16 protein-coding genes and 1 pseudogene are annotated in these 16,176 nt (G+C 68.6%); 8 read left to right on the top strand and 9 right to left on the bottom strand.

Features of this window, described 5'->3' with window-relative positions:
• Positions 1–56 precede the first annotated feature (56 nt).
• On the top strand, positions 57–368 hold the full coding sequence (locus ACIRD7_RS20500; protein ID WP_403455032.1) for a hypothetical protein: 312 nt from the start codon (positions 57–59) through the stop codon (positions 366–368).
• A 35-nt stretch (positions 369–403) separates the two neighbouring features.
• Here the strand turns inward: ACIRD7_RS20500 and ACIRD7_RS20495 are convergent, their stop codons facing one another.
• Positions 404–799, bottom strand: a complete 396-nt coding sequence (locus ACIRD7_RS20495; RefSeq protein WP_403455030.1) for a hypothetical protein — start codon at positions 797–799, stop codon at positions 404–406.
• A gap of 108 nt (positions 800–907) precedes the next feature.
• On the opposite strand from ACIRD7_RS20495, the gene ACIRD7_RS20490 reads away from it, so the two are divergent.
• Positions 908–1,507, top strand: coding sequence for a hypothetical protein (locus ACIRD7_RS20490; protein ID WP_403455028.1), 600 nt, complete (start codon positions 908–910; stop codon positions 1,505–1,507).
• A 500-nt stretch (positions 1,508–2,007) separates the two neighbouring features.
• Here ACIRD7_RS20490 and ACIRD7_RS20485 read toward each other — a convergent pair whose 3' ends face one another.
• Genes ACIRD7_RS20485 through ACIRD7_RS20475 form a run of 3 tightly spaced genes read right to left on the bottom strand, consistent with a single transcriptional unit; the run spans position 2,008 to position 4,011 of the window.
• Entirely contained in the window at positions 2,008–2,253 is a 246-nt protein-coding gene (locus ACIRD7_RS20485) for a hypothetical protein (RefSeq protein WP_403455026.1), read from the bottom strand.
• Between the two features lie 48 nt (positions 2,254–2,301).
• The gene (locus tag ACIRD7_RS20480) at positions 2,302–3,846 is read right to left on the bottom strand and encodes a hypothetical protein (RefSeq protein WP_403455023.1); all 1,545 of its coding nucleotides are present in this window, start codon (positions 3,844–3,846) and stop codon (positions 2,302–2,304) included.
• Between the two features lie 24 nt (positions 3,847–3,870).
• Positions 3,871–4,011 (bottom strand): hypothetical protein, encoded by a 141-nt coding sequence (locus ACIRD7_RS20475; protein WP_403455020.1) that lies wholly within the window; start codon positions 4,009–4,011, stop codon positions 3,871–3,873.
• Between the two features lie 73 nt (positions 4,012–4,084).
• Here ACIRD7_RS20475 and ACIRD7_RS20470 point away from each other — a divergent pair, with 73 nt between their 5' ends.
• From ACIRD7_RS20470 to ACIRD7_RS20455, 4 genes and pseudogenes are all read left to right on the top strand, one after another.
• Positions 4,085–6,103, top strand: a complete 2,019-nt coding sequence (locus ACIRD7_RS20470) for a toxin glutamine deamidase domain-containing protein (RefSeq protein WP_403455018.1) — start codon at positions 4,085–4,087, stop codon at positions 6,101–6,103.
• Between the two features lie 41 nt (positions 6,104–6,144).
• Positions 6,145–8,388 carry an SUKH-4 family immunity protein gene (locus tag ACIRD7_RS20465; RefSeq protein ID WP_403455016.1) on the top strand — a complete coding sequence of 748 codons (2,244 nt, stop codon included), beginning with the start codon at positions 6,145–6,147 and terminating at the stop codon, positions 8,386–8,388.
• Positions 8,389–8,611: 223 nt separating this feature from the next.
• Positions 8,612–8,768 (top strand): annotated as a pseudogene (locus ACIRD7_RS20460) (IS5/IS1182 family transposase); the annotation flags it as partial.
• Positions 8,769–8,992: 224 nt separating this feature from the next.
• On the top strand, positions 8,993–11,101 hold the full coding sequence (locus ACIRD7_RS20455) for an SUKH-4 family immunity protein (protein WP_403455014.1): 2,109 nt from the start codon (positions 8,993–8,995) through the stop codon (positions 11,099–11,101).
• Positions 11,102–11,340: 239 nt separating this feature from the next.
• On the opposite strand, the gene ACIRD7_RS20450 is transcribed toward ACIRD7_RS20455, so the two are convergent.
• Positions 11,341–11,769: a hypothetical protein gene (locus tag ACIRD7_RS20450; RefSeq protein WP_403455011.1), complete on the bottom strand. Its 429-nt coding sequence runs from the start codon at positions 11,767–11,769 to the stop codon at positions 11,341–11,343.
• 306 nt (positions 11,770–12,075) lie between these two features.
• On the opposite strand from ACIRD7_RS20450, the gene ACIRD7_RS20445 reads away from it, so the two are divergent.
• Positions 12,076–12,426 (top strand): hypothetical protein, encoded by a 351-nt coding sequence (locus ACIRD7_RS20445; protein ID WP_403455008.1) that lies wholly within the window; start codon positions 12,076–12,078, stop codon positions 12,424–12,426.
• Here the strand turns inward: ACIRD7_RS20445 and ACIRD7_RS20440 are convergent.
• On the bottom strand, positions 12,399–13,097 hold the full coding sequence (locus tag ACIRD7_RS20440; RefSeq protein WP_403455006.1) for a hypothetical protein: 699 nt from the start codon (positions 13,095–13,097) through the stop codon (positions 12,399–12,401). The two genes, ACIRD7_RS20445 and ACIRD7_RS20440, sit on opposite strands and share 28 nt — an antisense overlap.
• Before the next feature lie 608 nt (positions 13,098–13,705).
• On the opposite strand from ACIRD7_RS20440, the gene ACIRD7_RS20435 reads away from it, so the two are divergent.
• The gene (locus ACIRD7_RS20435) at positions 13,706–14,227 is read left to right on the top strand and encodes a hypothetical protein (RefSeq protein ID WP_403455003.1); all 522 of its coding nucleotides are present in this window, start codon (positions 13,706–13,708) and stop codon (positions 14,225–14,227) included.
• 112 nt (positions 14,228–14,339) lie between these two features.
• Here the strand turns inward: ACIRD7_RS20435 and ACIRD7_RS20430 are convergent, their stop codons facing one another.
• The 3 genes from ACIRD7_RS20430 to ACIRD7_RS20420 are packed head-to-tail and all read right to left on the bottom strand — an operon-like array spanning position 14,340 to position 16,110.
• Positions 14,340–14,675, bottom strand: coding sequence for a hypothetical protein (locus ACIRD7_RS20430; protein WP_403455001.1), 336 nt, complete (start codon positions 14,673–14,675; stop codon positions 14,340–14,342).
• On the bottom strand, positions 14,675–14,959 hold the full coding sequence (locus ACIRD7_RS20425) for a hypothetical protein (protein WP_403454999.1): 285 nt from the start codon (positions 14,957–14,959) through the stop codon (positions 14,675–14,677). Before ACIRD7_RS20425 ends, ACIRD7_RS20430 begins: the two co-directional genes overlap by 1 nt.
• A gap of 20 nt (positions 14,960–14,979) precedes the next feature.
• On the bottom strand, positions 14,980–16,110 hold the full coding sequence (locus ACIRD7_RS20420) for a hypothetical protein (RefSeq protein WP_403454996.1): 1,131 nt from the start codon (positions 16,108–16,110) through the stop codon (positions 14,980–14,982).
• Positions 16,111–16,176: the final 66 nt, after the last annotated feature.

Genomic DNA, 16,176 nt, shown 5'->3' with positions numbered 1-16,176 from the left:
AGCAGGCTCAGCGAGCGGGCGAAGGCGGCGACCCTCTACGACCAGGAGACAAACGCGTGGCTTCGGACCGTCACCCGGCACCGCCGCCGACCACCGCCGAGCAGGCCCTCGCCATCGTGCGCAGCCGCTACGCGCAGCCCAAGCTGCCGGACGGCACTCCCGCTGAGCTGCGCGTGGCGGAGTTCGACATCGGATACCTGGTGTACGCGGTGTTCCCGCCCGTCACGGACGCGGCAGGCCGGCCTCAGCCGGCTGCGCCCGGCGGCGGCAAGATCGTGGTGGCCAAGGACACCGGCGAGACCGTCACCGTGCCGAACATCCCGACGGAGGCGGCTGTCGCGCTGTATCGGAAGCAGCGTCGGTCATGACACGTACGCCCTGCCTGTGCAGCACGATGCGCAGGTCAGGGCAGTGCGTCCGCCAGCGACGCGCCCGCCGCCGCGAAGATGATCGCCATCATGGCCAGCCGGGTGCGTCCGCGCCGCGCCAACTCCACGCTTAGGCCGGCGGAAGCGAGGCTCAAGCCGTACACCGCGGTCCCCACACCCGCCTGGGTACCGCTGGTGAGCTGCCCCACGATCACCATGAGGCAGACCAGCGCCACCAACGCCCCGGCGGCCATGAGCCCCCCACGAGCGCTCCGCGCCTGCCGCGACCGTTGTCTCGCGAAGCCGGGGTCGGATTGCCGTGGGAATCCCGCCCTGAATTCGTCCGCACCGGGCGGGATCGGATCACCCTCTTCGCCTCGCACCTGCGTCTGTACCTGTTCCCCACCGTGTTCCCGGCCGTGCGTCGTCATGAGGAGGGAGCGTAGGTCAATTCGCTAAGCTCACGCACCATGTTGCCTTCGCACACGCCTTCCCCCGCGCCCGACGCCACGGTCATACGAACCGGTCGCCGCGGTGCCATGACCGGGCTCCCCTGCTCCGTCCTGCTCATCGCGCTGGGCGCGGTCGGCGTCATCGGCGCGGTCGTGGTTGCTACCGGAAACCAGAAGGGGGAGTCCAACCCGGCGGGGTACGTGGGCCTCGTCTTCCTGCTGCTGCTCGGTGCGCTCGGCGTGTTCCTCTTCATCGCCAACTGGGCGAACCGCCGTGCCCGGATCCTCGTCGACAACACCGGCCTATGGGTCGAGAACGGGAAGGCCCGGAACGTCATCCCCTGGCAGGCGCTCGCCGGAGTCGGCCTGTACTGGAGCAGGTTCGGCCGCGGCCAGAAGGGCCGAAGCCAGAAGGTCTACTCCCTGGAGCTGTTCCCCATCGGCCCCATCGACCGGGACGACCCCGTCCTGTGGACCCTCGTCCGCGACGAGGAGCCGCCGCACCCCGACCTGCCCCGCCTGCGCTACCGCCTCCCCTTCCCCGCCGCCTGCCGACAGGAGCTCGTCCCGGCGGTCCAGCAGCACGTCCCGCACATCTGGCTCGGTGACTCCGAGCGCGCGGAAGGCCACATCGGCCGCCCCGACATCAAGGGACATCGACAGCGCACTCAGGGCCGTACGCGGTGAGCCGTCATGGCGTCATGGCGTCCTGCTCCCGGCAACAGCGGCGACCTGCAACGGACTTGTGACAGCGAACACCTGAAGTCGTCTCCGGGGGAGTCCGTAAACTTTGCGGACGGCTGTACTCCTGTGTGATTTCCCTCGGCTGGAGAGGGAGTTGTACGGCCTTGTTGTCCGACGGGGGTGCTTTCTGCTGTGGCGATGATGTTGCCGGACGAGCTCGAGTGGGTTCTCCAGATGCTGGGCTACAAGTGGCCGACGGCGAACGAGGACAAGCTCAGAGACTGCGCCACCATGTGGCGGGAGTTCGGCGAAAAGGTCAACGGGCTCCACACCAGGGCGAACACTTCCGCACGTCAGGTCACCGCCCACAACGCCGGTGAATCGATCGACAAGTTCACCAAGACCTACGAGAAGTTCGACGGCGGCGGAGGCGGAGGCGACGGCTATCTCCGCAGCGCGGCCGAGGCGGCCTTCCTCATCGCGAACGTGCTGGATGCCTGCGCCTACCTGGTGGAGTTCGCCAAGTGGGCGGTGATCGCCCAGCTCATCGCCCTGGCGATCGAGATCGTCGCCGCCCACGCCGCCGCGCCCTTCACCTTCGGCCTGTCCGAGGTCGCCGGCCTCGGCGCCACCCAGGTCACCCGCCTGATCGTCCGGCGCATCCTCGACGAGCTCAAGAAAGCCATGATCGAGGCGCTCGTGGAGACGCTGAAGGAACCCGCGATCTCGGCGGTCGAGGCGATGATCACCGACCTCGTCCGCCAGACCGTGAACGTCGGCTTCGGCGCGCAGGAAGGCTACGACGTCGGCGCCACCATCAAGGCCGGCGGCGAGGCAGGCCTCGACGCCCTCCGACAGAGTCCGCAGACCTTCGCCGAAGGCGTGCGCGACAGCCTGGGCCAGAAGGCGGGCAGCCGGGCCCGGCATGCGATCGACAGCCGGATCGACGGGTATGACGGGCCGTCGGGGCCGTCGGGGCCGTCGGGGGGTGACATCGGCAGCGACGCGGGGGCGGATAGCTCCAGCTCCAGCTCCAGCTCCAACGCCGGATCCGGATCCGACTCGTCCTCTTCGTCTTCGTCGTCCGACTCCTCCTCTTCCTCCAACTCTTCGTCCTCCAACTCTCCGTCCTCCAACTCTTCGTCTTCCGAGTCGAGTTCGTCGGGGTCCGACTCCAACACCTCGACACGCTCGGGCAACGGCAACATTCCCGGCGCGAACATAGGCAGCGGCATATCCGCCGACACGGGCGGCAACGACATCGGCGGGCCCAATATCGGTGCGGGCCCCGATTCGGGATCCGGTTCGGGATCCGGTTCAGGGTCCGACTCCGGGAACACGTCGTCTTCGGACAGCCCGTTCTCCAGGCCGACGCAGTCGCCGTCCGCATCGTCCCTGTCCGACTTCGACGACCCCTCGCCCGCCGGCCCCTCCCCGAACGGCTCCGACTCCAACGGTTCGTCCAGCACTCCGAGCTCGTCCGGGCCCTCGCACTCGGGCGGCGGCCCTTCCGTCTCCGGTCTCTCCTCACCGAGCTCGCACTCCGGCCCGGCTCCCACCTCGTCGGGCGGTACGTCGTCCTCGCCGGGCGGCGGCTCGATCGGCACCAACATCGACAGCCTGGCCGCCACCACCCCCACGCAGTCCAACGCGGCGCCGACGCCGACGGCCGACTCGTCTCCCTCCGGTACCGGGGGCCGCTCGGATGGCGGCGGCTCAGCGATGCCGACGTCGCCTACCGCGCCTTCCGCCGGGGGGGCAGCTCCGGGTGGTGGGCAGCACAGCCCAGGTGCTTCCGGTGGCGCCAGCACGCCGTCCGCGACGAGCCCGAATCCCAACTCCGGTCCGGCGAGGAATCCTTCCGCCAGTACGCCCTCCACCACGGGAACGGGGCCTGCCTCGACGCCGAGCCCTACGTCTCCTACGACGCCTCGGAGCACGCCTGCTTCGACGCCGGACGGGCGAACACCCGGTCCAGCGGATGGCCGTACGTCAAGCACGCCGGACGGTCGAATACCGACCCAGCGCCCCGGTAACGCGACCCCGGGCGACGGCAGCACGGCACGGAACACGCCGGGCACGACGCCGGGCAACAACCCGGGGACTTCCAGGCCGGGTGACGGCACCACCCCCCGCAACACCGCGGACTCGTCCGGCGGCACCCGTACCAGCACTCCGGGCCAGAACCCGTCCCAGTCGACGCCCCCCAGGACCGCATCGCCGTCCACCGGCAGCCCCACGACCACGCCCTCCACATCGACCGGCGCGGGTTCCGGGCATACGTCGACTCCGGGCAGCGGTGCGCCGAACTCATCCACGCCCAGCTCGTCGACACCGAACACCTCACCCCAGCCCGGCCCTGCCCATCAGGGCACGCCCGGCACCGCGAACCAGCCGAGCACCGGCTCCGCCCCCAACAGGCCGCCCCAGCAGCCCCCGGGCAGCACGCCGGGCACCCCGAACCAGCCAGGCACCCCGAACCAGCCGGGCGCGCAGCCCAACCCCACTCAGCCCCCAACGAACACCCCGCCCCCGAACCAACAGCAGCAGCCGCAGGTCGTCGCGGTCCCGGTCCACCACGTGACCCCCACGTCGAACAACCAGCCCCAGCAGTCCACCCCACACACCCCGGACTCCACCCCTCACAACCCCAACCAGCCGAACTCCTCGGACAACCCGAAGCCGAACGAGACCCCGACCCCGGCCTCGGAGACCCGCAACACCAACCCTCCGGGCGGCGTCACCGACCCCACCCGCGCAGAGCAGGACGCTCTGGAAAACTCGGTTCCGCGAGACGAGAACGGTGACCCCACCCGGCCGCCGGACCCGTCGGACGGCCCTTGGGTGGAGCGCATCAACGGCGAGGGCAGAAACGCTCCGGGACGCAACAACAACTGCGTCGACACGGCCCTGTCCACGGTCGACACCTACGCCGGCAACCCCACGGCCGCAGGAGCGCGTACGCCGGACCTCGACGCGGACGGTAACCCCTCCGACCGCGGCGAGAAGGGCGGCCGCGACCGCATCGAGAACACGCTGGGCGCCCGCTTCAGCGACATGGGCAACGGGCGCGACGCGTTCAACCGCCTGGAGAACACCCTCCGCGACAGCGGCCACGGCTCCCAGGCCGTGATCATCACGCAGGACGCCAACGGGCGGTCGCACGCGTGGAACGCCGTCAACCACAACGGCAAGATCACCTACATCGACGCCCAGACTGGGCAGCAGAGTTCACGGCCGCTGCACGACGGGAACAACGGGGTCTTCGCGATTCCGCTGGACTCGAACCGGCAGCCGGTCACCTCGGATAGCGGCGGCCAGTCACGCCCCTCAACAGAGCGGAACTCCGACCGCCAGACGCCTGAGATGCTGGGCAGTACGGACCGTCGGCCCCCGGAGGATCCCGCAGGAGCCGCCCCTGAGGGAGACAAGTCCCCCGAGCGGCCGCGCGGCAGCGCCGAGTACGAAGCCGTTCAGAGACGGGATGACACGCACTACCACATGCTCCCCGAGCCGTCCCAGGCTCACCTCCGGGAAACCAATGAAGTCCGGCAGACCGAACTCAAGCCCGTATACGACAACCTGAGGCAGTGGAGCACCGACGGCGATCTCCGTGCCCTCCTGCGCGACGGCCTCGCTGCAGAGCAGGGCGGTATCCGCAAGCAGACCCTCATCCATGCCTTGCCCGGGTTCGGCGACATGACCGAGGGGCAGCAGGGAGCCGTCGTCGCGGCACTGGCCCGGATGGACCTGCGCTTTCATGCGACGAGCTCGGTCGGAATCGCGCTCGACCCCAATGCCGACAACCCGAACTCACCCACCAACTTCACTCCGACCACGGACGATCCGGAGAAGATTGAGCGTTCGAACAAGGCCCGTGAGACCATCCAGAAGCTCATGGACAAAGCAGGTATCAAGTCGGGTGGGCTGCATTACCACAACAGGTACGACATACCGAATCGGGCCGGCCTGGAAGCGGCCATCGCCGACCGCATCGACGACGGCCAGGGACTCACCGACAGCGAGATCGAGGATGCAGTCCAGCAGGAGCTCAAAGCGCTCGAAGAGCACAAGGGCGACTGGTCGCGTAAGAACTATGCCGTGGTCGAGGTACGCGATCCGGAGAACAACAACGAGATCCGGTATGTCGTGGACAGCTCGCTGCCGATGAGTCAGCCTTGGGGCTCCGGTGTCCACTCCGAGCCGCACGCCATGGACTGGATTCAGTCGGTGAACGAGAGGCGCGAAGCCGCCGGCCAGCAACCGTTCGAGCCCATCAGTCTCTATACCGAACGCGAACCCTGTGGCCACGCCTCCGGGAACGACTGCTCGGACTATCTGGCGAATGAAGTCGAAGACGGCAAACCCGACGACGAGCTGGGTGAGGGAGAGAAGAAGAACAAGCTCCGCATTCACTATGGTGTCGGATTCCGCAGGGGTGCGATTGATGAGAATGCGGACCTCACTCGGGACGACGGCACCACCATGACCCCCGCCGAGGCCAAGGACGAGGCCCGGGTCAAGTTCAAGGCCGACTTCAACAACTATGTGAACCGACTCAAGGGCGTTTGGGAGAGCAACGCCAAGTCGGGCCAGTAACGTCGCTGAACGCACCACCGCTCATGGAAGGGATCACCCCAGTGCCCGAGATCAACGCTGAGGACTGGGCTCGCATCGAGATCTGGCGGGAGCTGCCCGCACGGCAGCGGCGGGTGTTCTCTGTTCTCGGTCCGGCGCTCAGCGGCAAGACCGCGTATCTACGAGCAGTTCGGGCCCGCTGGCCCAGCGCCACACTGATCGACTGCCGGGGCATGAGTGCCGACAGGCTGGCCACTCGCATGCGTGAAGAGTGCCGTGCCGCCCCTGTCGGTCGTCCTTGTGTCCTCCTCCTCGCCAACGTGCAGTACGCGGGCGAGGTCCTGACTTCCACCGAACCGGCCCGCGTCGCGGAGATTCTGGCTCCGGGGTTCAGACGGTTCGAAGGCCGTGAGGTCTGGGTCATGGCGGAATACGACCCGGGCCTCGTAAACCCGCCCCGGATCGCCGAATACGAAGTCACCCTGCCCACGCCGACTTCGGCCGGTGGGGCTGCCGAGGAGGAACCATCTGCGGCGCGACGGCTGGGGGCACTGGCCGCCGCCGAACTACGTCAGGTGCCGCTGACTGTCTGGCAGTTGCTGTCCTCCGCGAGCGGTGTACCTGCGACAGCGCAAGCGCTCCTCTCCTTCGCCGAACGGCAACCGGATGTCCTGCTCGTGGACGAGGGCCGGTCATCGGTCGCTTTCCGATCCGATGCTCTCCTCCATGCATGGCGACGCAGGCAGCCCTGGGATTCCACGGCCCAGTCCAGCGCCGTTGAAGCGCTGGTGGCCGCAACGGCGGACGGCGGACCGGGGCTCTGGTCCCAGCAAGGACCGGTGGGCCGGTACGCCGCTCAGGCTCTTCCCCTGCATGCCGCGCTGGCTGGTGCGCTGCCCCGCCTTCTGGACGACGGACGGCTGCTGGCCCAGTGCTCGGCCACCGCGCTGCGTGAGGCCCTGGCCATCGTCCACCCCGACGGAGTGCCGTATGCGAGCGTGGCAGCGATGCTGCACTACCTGGAGGTTCAGGGCATCTCCCCCTCGTCGCAGGGTGAGTGGGTGGCCTGGCTCCATCACGCGGCACTCAGCGCGGGGCGTGCAGAGCTGGCCGAACAGCTACTGGCTTCAGGGGTTCCGTTGCCGTGGCGGACCACCTGGACCCACTGGCGGCCCATGGGCGTCTTCGGTCAAGTCCAGGACGAAGCCGGTCGTGTCGACGAACTCGGCGTGACAGTCGGCGAGTCCGGCCTGACCATCGTCACGGCCCGGGACGTGACGACGGGCAAGAACGCCTACCCTAAATACCGGTACCTCCGTCAGGAGTGGCTCCCAGTGACCGGAGAGCCTGCCTCAGCTCCGGTCGAGGTGCGCGCCTCCCTGTCGGAAGGCGATCTCCCCTGGAGCAACGCACGCCGCCCTCCCGGTCCCGAGGCACCCACCGTTACCTTCGCCGAACACACGGACAGCGGCTGGCAAGTGGGGACCCGCGCACTCCCTCATCCGCCCAACTGCCCGTCCGCGGTGACACAGGGCCTCTACGTCGAGGGACACTGGGTACTCGCCGGCACCGGAGGCCTCTTCGCCGTATCCGTCCAGGCGGCTGGAAGCGCCGCATCGGACACGTACCGCAAGCGGCCCCAGGTCGCCCCACACACCCGGTCCGCTCGATGGCCGCTGCCGCCGTCCGCGTCCGCTGCTCTGCGCGGTGACGGAATGCGGGACTGGCTCGAGGAGACCTTTGGCGCGGGGACCTGCCATCGGCTGGCCGAGGATCAGCTCCCCCAAGGGCTGGCCGACCCTGCCGCGCGCCGCTTCCTCACCGAGACGGGCCTGCCGGAAATCAGCGACTTCCTGCATCTCGCCATCACCCCGCGCGGCGACCGCTCCCTGCCGGAAGTGGCCTGGCCCGGCCGGGGCCGGGACGTGCCCCGACAACGCCGGGCCAGGAGCGAGCCACCCAGCAACGGCCCGTTCTACGAGCTCGGTACCTGGATGTACTCCAGGCTCCTGCTCGACGGCAGCACCGGTCGGCTCTTCAGGGACACCACGGGTGGCTCGCCCGACCCCGTCGCCGGCAGCAGCCTCACACAGTTCTTCGCCATGGTCCGGTTGTACGACGAGTTCCGCAGGACGCACTTCCCCTACCTCGCCGACCACAAGGACGCGCAGCACAACCTCGCCAGATGGTGCGAGCAGATCGACGGTGCCGCCGCCCGGGCCGAGGCCTGGACGCTCATCCTCGAGGGGCACGACTTCGAGGACAGCACTTGGGACTTGGCCTTCTACGGGTCTGAATGGGTCTGACACCTGAGCCGGAGGCGCCTGCAGCCAGTCGCCGATTCCTTGGCGGCGACGGATCAGGTTCCGGTGTCGAGGTCACCGCGTTCGGATCCACGTGCTCGCCTGCGAACCCCAGCGCAGCCGCCGCAGTTGCATGGGAGCAGTTCGTGACCATGCTGCGGGACTACGTGCTGGGGCGGTGCCTGCCGCCATGGCATCAAGCCGCACGGAGCGCGAGTACATCCGGGACGAGCACAACCGCTCGCACCAACAGGTACGTTCCCGCGTCGAGCACACCTTGGCCCGATGAAGGGCTGGAAGATCCTTCGCGACTGCCGTCTCAACGGCGACAGCGTCCACCACGCCATGCTCGGCTCGCCCGCCTGCACGACCTCGCCCTTGCTAGTTGGTCGAGCGAGGCGCCCGCCAAACAGCTGGCCGCCTGTTCCCAAGCTGAAGATCGTTTACGGGACAACTCCTAAAGTAACCCTTCAGCCCCCCCCCCGTGTGAACACACCGAAAGTCAGCAGAATCAGCGATGAGCCGTCAGACCCCCGCCCCTGCACCCGTATCACGCGAACAGGCCCTGACCGAGCTCCTGGAGTGGTCGGACAGCGGGACCCACCGAGTGGCCGAGCTCACCGGCCCTCCTGGGTCCGGACGGACAGAGACACTGCTGCGACTGGGTGAGGCACGCAGCGAGGCGGTGCTCGTGGATGCCACCGGGCTGACCTGTGAGGACGTCATCGATCGGGTCATGACGGCCGCTGGGTTCACCGCTCTGCCGGAGAAGCGGTCGGACTGGGGATTCGAGCTCGAGGACTCCGCCCTCGGTGGCGGGCTGGTCATCATCGTCAATGCCCACCGTGCGGGCCGTACGCGGCGCTCCACGGAGCCGGCGCGCATGGTGCACCGCTTCACCACTGAACTGGCCGTTGGCGGCGGTCTCAAGGTCCTGATCGAACGGGACCTGCCGGATGACCGGTTGGCACACGATCACTTGGTTGTGGCACTGCAACCGAGCGCTTCCAAGGAGGCTACGGGGCACCTCTCCGGTGGCACGGACACCGAAGCGCTGCGTGCGCTGGCACTGGCCGAGGTCCGTCGTGTTCCCTTGCCGGTGTGGACCGTCCTCGCCCAGGCGCTGGGGTCCCATGTGGGCCGGTCTCCGGATGTCGCCACAACGCTGGAGACTTCTGGCGAGCTACTGGAGCTGGCAGGCGACGGCTGGGTCCGCTTCCGAGACGAGCGGCATGCCGAGACGCTGCGTCGGAGCACGGATGCCGAAGTGATACGAGCCGTGAATGTGGAGCTGGTCGCATGGCTCCGCAATCAGCCCGCGGCAGGGACGACCGGCGAGTACCTGACGCAGGGACTTGCGATGCACGCCGTGCAGGCCGACGAGTTCGACTCCGTTCAGCGCTCCGGACGGCTCGTTGCCCGTATCGATCAAGTCGCCCTGATCGACGCGGCCCGCGCCGACGGCTCGTATGTCGTGGACGGTGCGTCCCCGGCCGGGGACGCGGTCAACTTGTGGATGTGCGGCGTCGATTCCCTGTCCCAGAGTGAATGGGCATCGTGGCTGCACCTGATGAGTACGGTGCGTGGCGATACGGAGACCGCCGCCCAGATCGCCTCGTCGGGCCGGCCGCTGCCGTGGCAGGTGCGGTGGGCCCATTGGCGGCCGCCGGGTGTACTGAACGCCGCCTACGTTCGCCCCGGTCCACTGGGAGACCCGGTCATCGCCCCTGAGGACTATCTCCCTGGCCGGCACGCCGTTTCCGCTCCGGGGGAATGGGACGAGCGACACCGTGTCTGGGACGCCGAAACCGGCGAGGAGCTGGCCGGCCCATGGCCGGCGGCGATGCCGGCACCGGGACAGCGCGAGCCGCTCTGGCCCACCGACGTGGAACGCAACGTCACACCCGACTGGGACGATCTGACCGTGTTCGAGACCCTGGAACCCCCGTTCCTGTCGGATCAGGTGAGGATCGGCGACCTTCTGGTCGTGACCGGGCTCGGCGGCATTTTCGCGGTCGAGCTCCACGACCCCGCCGGCAGTCCGCGCATCAGCAAGGTGCACGGGGAGCCGCTCTTCGACGACTCCGGTTTCCTCCCCGCACTGCACGGCGGGACAGCACGGCCCCGAGGATCGTACGACCCCGACCTCTTCGAACCGGGCGTCGTACGTCGCCTGCCCACCGGCCTGGTGCCCGACGGGGTGACAGACGCAGAGGCACGCCGCGTTCTCACGGAGGTCGGACTGCCCGCCTTCGAAGGCGCCGCAATACGACTCGAGGCTCTGGACGAAGTGGGTCTGCCCCCACTCGACCCTGGCGACTTGTCGGCGGACGCCGTCCCAGGCGCGTACTACAAGATCGGTACGTGGGGTGCCGGTGACCTGGTCCTGCACGGCCGAACGGGGCAGGTCGTCCTGTTCGGTGCGGACGACTGGAGCGGCGCGGAAGACGACTTCGATGACAACTACTTCGACGACGAGCCCGACGAGCCTCACTACGGGGAGCACGAAACCAGCGCCGTGTTGATCGCGGGCAGCCTTGCCGCGTTCATCGATCGGCTCCAGTACTACCTTGTGGCCCGGTGCATGCTGGCCGCGGCGGGGAGCCGTACCGAGCGCGTCGCGATCAGAGGCGATCTGGAGGATACGCTGCCCGACCTCGACGACGCGGACACGGACGCCACCTTCTGGACTGCCGCACTGCGAACCACCGACTGACCGATTCCCTGACCGACCGATGACCGTGCTCGGACTCACCCCCGCCTCAACGAGGACCGTGCCGCCAGGGGGCAAGATCCGCTCGTCCCCGCGCGCCCTTACACGGATCGGGAGCCGCGTGGCCACCCTTTAGAGTCGAACGGGCAGGCGGACACGGCCCAGCACTCCGACGAAGCCCTCCAAACCGTCCGCGCACCCCACACCCAGCCCGAACTCCCTCCCCCGCAGGACCGGTTGGATCAGTACAACGAGAACCCCCCGCTGTGACGCCCCTGCCCCTTCTTCGGCGGCTGAGAGGGCTGGCTCTGCGGACCCTTCTGCTCAGGGGACTCAGAAGTGGCGCCGCCGCCCGTGAGTGCCTCCCCGTGCCGGACCCGGTCGCGCTCCTCCTCCGACAGCGACTCCCACTGACCGCGCAGGGACGCCATGCCTCCGCCCAGGGCGCGTGCCACCGCGGGGTCGTCCAGGGCGTCGCGCAGGGCGAGGCGGCCGGAGAGCATCCTCTTGGCGGCCTCCTGCATGTCTTTGCTGACACCGTCGGTCTCGGTCAGCTTGCGCAGGGCGGAGTTCAGTGAACGTATCTGCGCCGGTTCGAGCGCCTCGTCCAGCACGCCACGATCCTGCGAGGGGCCTTGCGGATTCGATGAGTTCTGGGGTTGGCCGGTCATGTCGTCTCTCCTCGTGCGTCTCGCCGCTCGACATCCCCAGTATCTCGCGTCACGTGCGGATGCCGCCGGAGGATAGTCTCGCCCGGTCAACTTCGCGTTGATCCATATTCGTTCACGCAAACCACGGGGTTCCCAGGCATGTCGACGCCTCCACCGCAGTACCCGAACCAGCCCTACGGGCAACCGCAACCGCCGTACGGGCAGGCACAACAACCCTACGGTCAGCCGCAACAGCCGTACGGATACCCGCCGCAGCCACAGCCGCCGCGCGGTCCGCAGCGCCCGCAGCCGGGAGCGGCTTTGCGGATGATAAAGGCGGCTGTCGTCGTCGTAGCGATCTTCGGCGGGCTGGCCTACTACGTCTGGGACTACAACACCAGCCCCACCGGCGGCAAGGCCAAGGCAGAGGCTTCGGCGTCGGCGGCAGCCGAGGAGGCGAAGACGCACGACCCCGAGATCGGTGACTGTGTGAAGGTCGCGGACCCCCAGGGCAAGCCGCTGCCCACGGTCGTCGACTGTGGCTCGCCCGAGGCCGAGTACAAGACAGGTGCCCTTATTCCCGGCCAGGACCAGGAGTGCGAGTCGAAGTACGACTACGGCATCCAGTACCGCAACACCCGGGGCTTCGACTACACGCTGTGCTTCACCGAGGTGTGAGCTTCTGTTCGCGTTCCGGCACGGCCGCCGTCCGCAGTCGCGGGTGGCGGCCGTACTTGGATCAGGTGCTCGGCCGGGCAGCGCTCCGCTGCGGGCGTGGACTCTCCCCGAACGACACTCGCCAGTGAATTCCTACAAGCCCCAACGAGGTACCCCTGTGCCGGAACCCATCGGCTCTCTCCTCCACGACGCGGCCGGCGAGGACCGCGGCCTGTACAGGGCCGCGGCCTGCGCAGACCGCGGAGGACCGCCTGGTCGCCATCGGCCCCCCAGGTCGTCGAGTCGCTGTTGCCGCACGTCGGCAGCGCCTCCCGATCCCCCTGAAATGGAGCGCCGAATCCGTCCTGAAGCGTCTCGGCGACGAGGCACTGCCCCGCCTGCGCGAGATACGTCGGCATGGTCCGGGCCGTCTGCGCGGCAACGCCCTGAAGGTCCTGCTCGACCTGGGCGGCGCCGAGTGCCTCGACGAGGTCGATCGCCGCACTGTGGAACGGCTCGTGCGGATCAAGTTGCTGGACGAACTCCCGGTGCGGACACCCTCGGAGGGCGGTCGCTGGCTGGCCTTCCCGGGGGACCGGCTCGACGACGCCGTAGCCGCTCTCGGCTTCATCGACGAACTCGACGGCTTCCTGCAGGCGGACAAACTGAGCGAACACTGCGGCGAGGCCCACCTCTACCTTCTCGACCCCTACCACTCGGCCGAGAACTGGTACGTCGCCCGCAACGGTCGCAGAGTGCGCGGCCTTCAACCTCTCTGTCGAGCCCGGCCTGATGCACGCGGCCGGCACTCACGGCCACGGCTGGCTCGCCACCACGCACCCCGACGTGCCCAACTCCCTTTTCAGAGGCGCCCTGTCCATCTGAGCAAGGTTCGGCGGCATGGACGAGCGCCGTGCCGCCGAGCGTCGAATCATCCGAACCGCCCTTCACACCGCCCGCTCCGCCTCCGACGCCCGTCTCCTGATCTCACTGATAACTTGCTGTTCTTACTTGTTCACTCCGTGGGAATCCGATGAGCCAGCCGTCGTTCCAACCGCCGCCGCAGCCACCCCAGCCGCCGCAGCCTCCGCAGGGCCCCAACAACCCGTACACGCAGCCGGCCCCGCCGCAGCAGGCGCCGGGATTCGGCGCACCAGGTTTCGGCGCACCAGGATTCGGCCCGCCGTCCGCACCCGGCCAGCCCCCGATGCAGGCGGGTCCGCCGCCCGTCCCCGGCCAGCCCCCCATGCACCCCGGAGCACCCCCCGTCCCGGGTCACCCGGGTCACCCGGTGCAACCGATGTACCCGATGCACCAGGCCCCGCCGTTCCAGGCGCCGTACGGGCAGCGGCCGAACGCGAGCGGTCATCCCGTGGGCGCGGTCTTCCTCGGATTCTTCGCGTCGGTCGTGGTCTCGCTGCTCTACAGCGGTCTCATCCTGGCCACGTACAAGGATCAGTCCGTTACGACGGCCAACACCCTCTACCTGGGTCACGCACTGCTCAACGGAGCGATTGTCGGCTGGTTGGTCGGCATGGTGGGTCACCGGAACACCGGCGCCCACGTCTGGGGCGCCGTCATAGCCGCGCTCGGCGCGTTCTTCGGCTACATCAACTCCATCCCGCTCGTAGTCGCCGAGTCCGAGTCACCCGGTGCCGTCTGGGACCTGTTCAGGTACGAGCCCCTCTGGCCGGCCAAGGCCTGGTGGAACAACGAGACGGACGGCGGAGTCGACTGGTTCTCCCCCCTCGGCCTGCTACTCGCCGCGGCCGCGGCCTGGGGCGTGGCGTACCTCATCGGAAGCAGGCGCCGTCAGAGGTGATCTCCTCTGTTGCCGCCCGGGGCCTCCTCCGGGCGCCCGGCCGGCAGCTCCCTCATTTCGGCTTCACCGTAGGGCGGGGCCAGCGCAGAGCAGGGCTGACAACGAGCGGGGACTAGCGAAGAGCAGGGCTGTCGCCAACCCCCGCCAACGCCACGGCGACACAGACCACGACCATCGCCCAGCGAGTACGCCCCCTCCTCGCAAGCACGTATCCGCACCCGCTGAGGACGGCCCCCACGGCGTACGAGGCGACCCAGACCCCTCCCGCATCGCCCCCACCAAGCCGTACGACGATCAGCCCGAGGCAGACGACGGCCGCCAGCCCGGCAAGCGCCGCGTACAGCCCACGCGCCCGCCGCGCATCGCGCTCCCGCCCCTCCGCGAGTTCCGCCCGGCCCTGAGCCCGGAACCGGGCCCGCAGTTGGCTGTCGTCCTCACGGGGCGCCACTACGCCCCCTCCAGGGAGGCCAGCACGAACGTCAACGGCAGCGTGGCGACGGCGAGGCCGAGCCCCGCCGCGGCCATCCCGGCACGGATCTCGCTCCTGCCCCGCACCCCCAGGTACGCGGCGATCACCGGTAGGACGCCACACAGCAACAGGCTGTAGCGCCAGCCCTCTTCCGTGATGAAGAAGACCATGAGGGCCAGACAGACCGGCACCGAGCCGACGCTCATCGCGCGGCTGCGCGAGAGGAAAAGCTCGAGGTTGTCGGTCCCACCGAAGAAACTCATAATCGACCGGCTCCTAGCGCCTATACCGCTGCATGGTCGTAACCACTGCTGCCCACCTGCGGGAATCCGTCCGCCGCGGAGAACCCGTTGACGGCCGTCGACATGACCACGCCGAGCGCGCTCAGCGCCGACGCGAAGGCGTCGAACGCCCTGGACGCCTCGGCCCACAGCTGCATGAGCCGGATGGCCTCGGCCGCGGCCAGCGCGAACATGGCCGCCGACGCGACCTGACCGCCGACCGGGATCGCGTTGACGGCCTGCGCCGCGAGCAGGTTGACCAGCCAGATGACGAGCAGGTCGCAGAACATCACCAGGAACGACTTCAGGAATTCGGCGAACTGGAACGCCATCTGGGCCGCCTGCGCATAGCAGCTCTGCAGGGACTTGAACGTCTCCTTGATCTCCTCGAGTTTCTTGGTGAACTCGTCGAAGTAGACGGTCGCGGCGTTCGCGGCGTTGCCGTCCCAGGTCAGACCGACGTTCTGGGTGCCCTTGCGCACATTCGCGGCCACCGAGTCACAGAAGGACGCCAGATTGCCCCATACGTCGGAGCAGTCGTTGTACTTGTTCCAGTCCCCGAACACCCAGTTCGTCACTTCGGCGAAGGGGTCGAAGTCGAAGAGCAGCTTGGACGCCTCCACGGCCATCGCCGAGGGGCTGCCCAGGTCGAGGAGACTGCCCAGCGACTTCTGCACGGGACTCATCTGGAATTCGTCCGCGTGCCCGGACGCGTACTTGACCAGGGGGTTGCTGGGGTCGCCCGGAGGCTTCAGGACATCCACGGCGTCACTGGCGTCAGCGAAGTCGTGCGGATCGCCCCCGGAGGCGCCACCCGACACCTTGGAGCCCGGATAGGTGGCATCGAGTTTCGCGGCTTCGTCGGTGTCCGTCGCCCGGTAGTACTTGGCCGTGCCGGTCAGTTCCTTCTCGGACGACTCAAGAAGGCTCTTGACCTTCCCCAGGGCCTTCTTGGCCTCGTTGACGTACTGCTCGTGGTCGCCCGCGACGAGGTCCCAGGCCGCTCCGCCCACCGACGCGTCGATCTGGGCGTGATTGCCGGTGTACGAGACCGCTTGCGCACTGCCGTCCGCGGCACGCCCCACGAGCTTCGAGAAGCCGTCGATCGCACCGGGTTCCACCCGAAAGTTCATTTCTCCCCCATTGCCTGCGCCGCACCTACGACGGTTCGGCACCTCGGAATCCGCGGCACCCGGGTG

Origin of the sequence: Streptomyces sp. NPDC093568 (assembly GCF_044764945.1) — a bacterium.
In the GTDB taxonomy this organism is placed as follows: Bacteria; Actinomycetota; Actinomycetes; order Streptomycetales; family Streptomycetaceae; genus Streptomyces.
The sequence above is the reverse complement of the archived record's forward strand: the minus strand, read 5'-3'. Positions and strand labels throughout refer to the sequence as shown.

What these genes read in the sequence shown, in the direction of transcription:
- ACIRD7_RS20495 (WP_403455030.1), bottom strand. Translation starts at nt 799, where the DNA reads ATGACGACGCACGGCCGGGAACACGGTGGGGAACAGGTACAGACGCAG.
- ACIRD7_RS20490 (WP_403455028.1), top strand. Translation starts at nt 908, where the DNA reads ATGACCGGGCTCCCCTGCTCCGTCCTGCTCATCGCGCTGGGCGCGGTC.
- ACIRD7_RS20450 (WP_403455011.1), bottom strand. Translation starts at nt 11,769, where the DNA reads ATGACCGGCCAACCCCAGAACTCATCGAATCCGCAAGGCCCCTCGCAG.
- ACIRD7_RS20445 (WP_403455008.1), top strand. Translation starts at nt 12,076, where the DNA reads ATGATAAAGGCGGCTGTCGTCGTCGTAGCGATCTTCGGCGGGCTGGCC.
- ACIRD7_RS20435 (WP_403455003.1), top strand. Translation starts at nt 13,706, where the DNA reads ATGTACCCGATGCACCAGGCCCCGCCGTTCCAGGCGCCGTACGGGCAG.
- ACIRD7_RS20425 (WP_403454999.1), bottom strand. Translation starts at nt 14,959, where the DNA reads ATGAGTTTCTTCGGTGGGACCGACAACCTCGAGCTTTTCCTCTCGCGC.
- ACIRD7_RS20420 (WP_403454996.1), bottom strand. Translation starts at nt 16,110, where the DNA reads ATGAACTTTCGGGTGGAACCCGGTGCGATCGACGGCTTCTCGAAGCTC.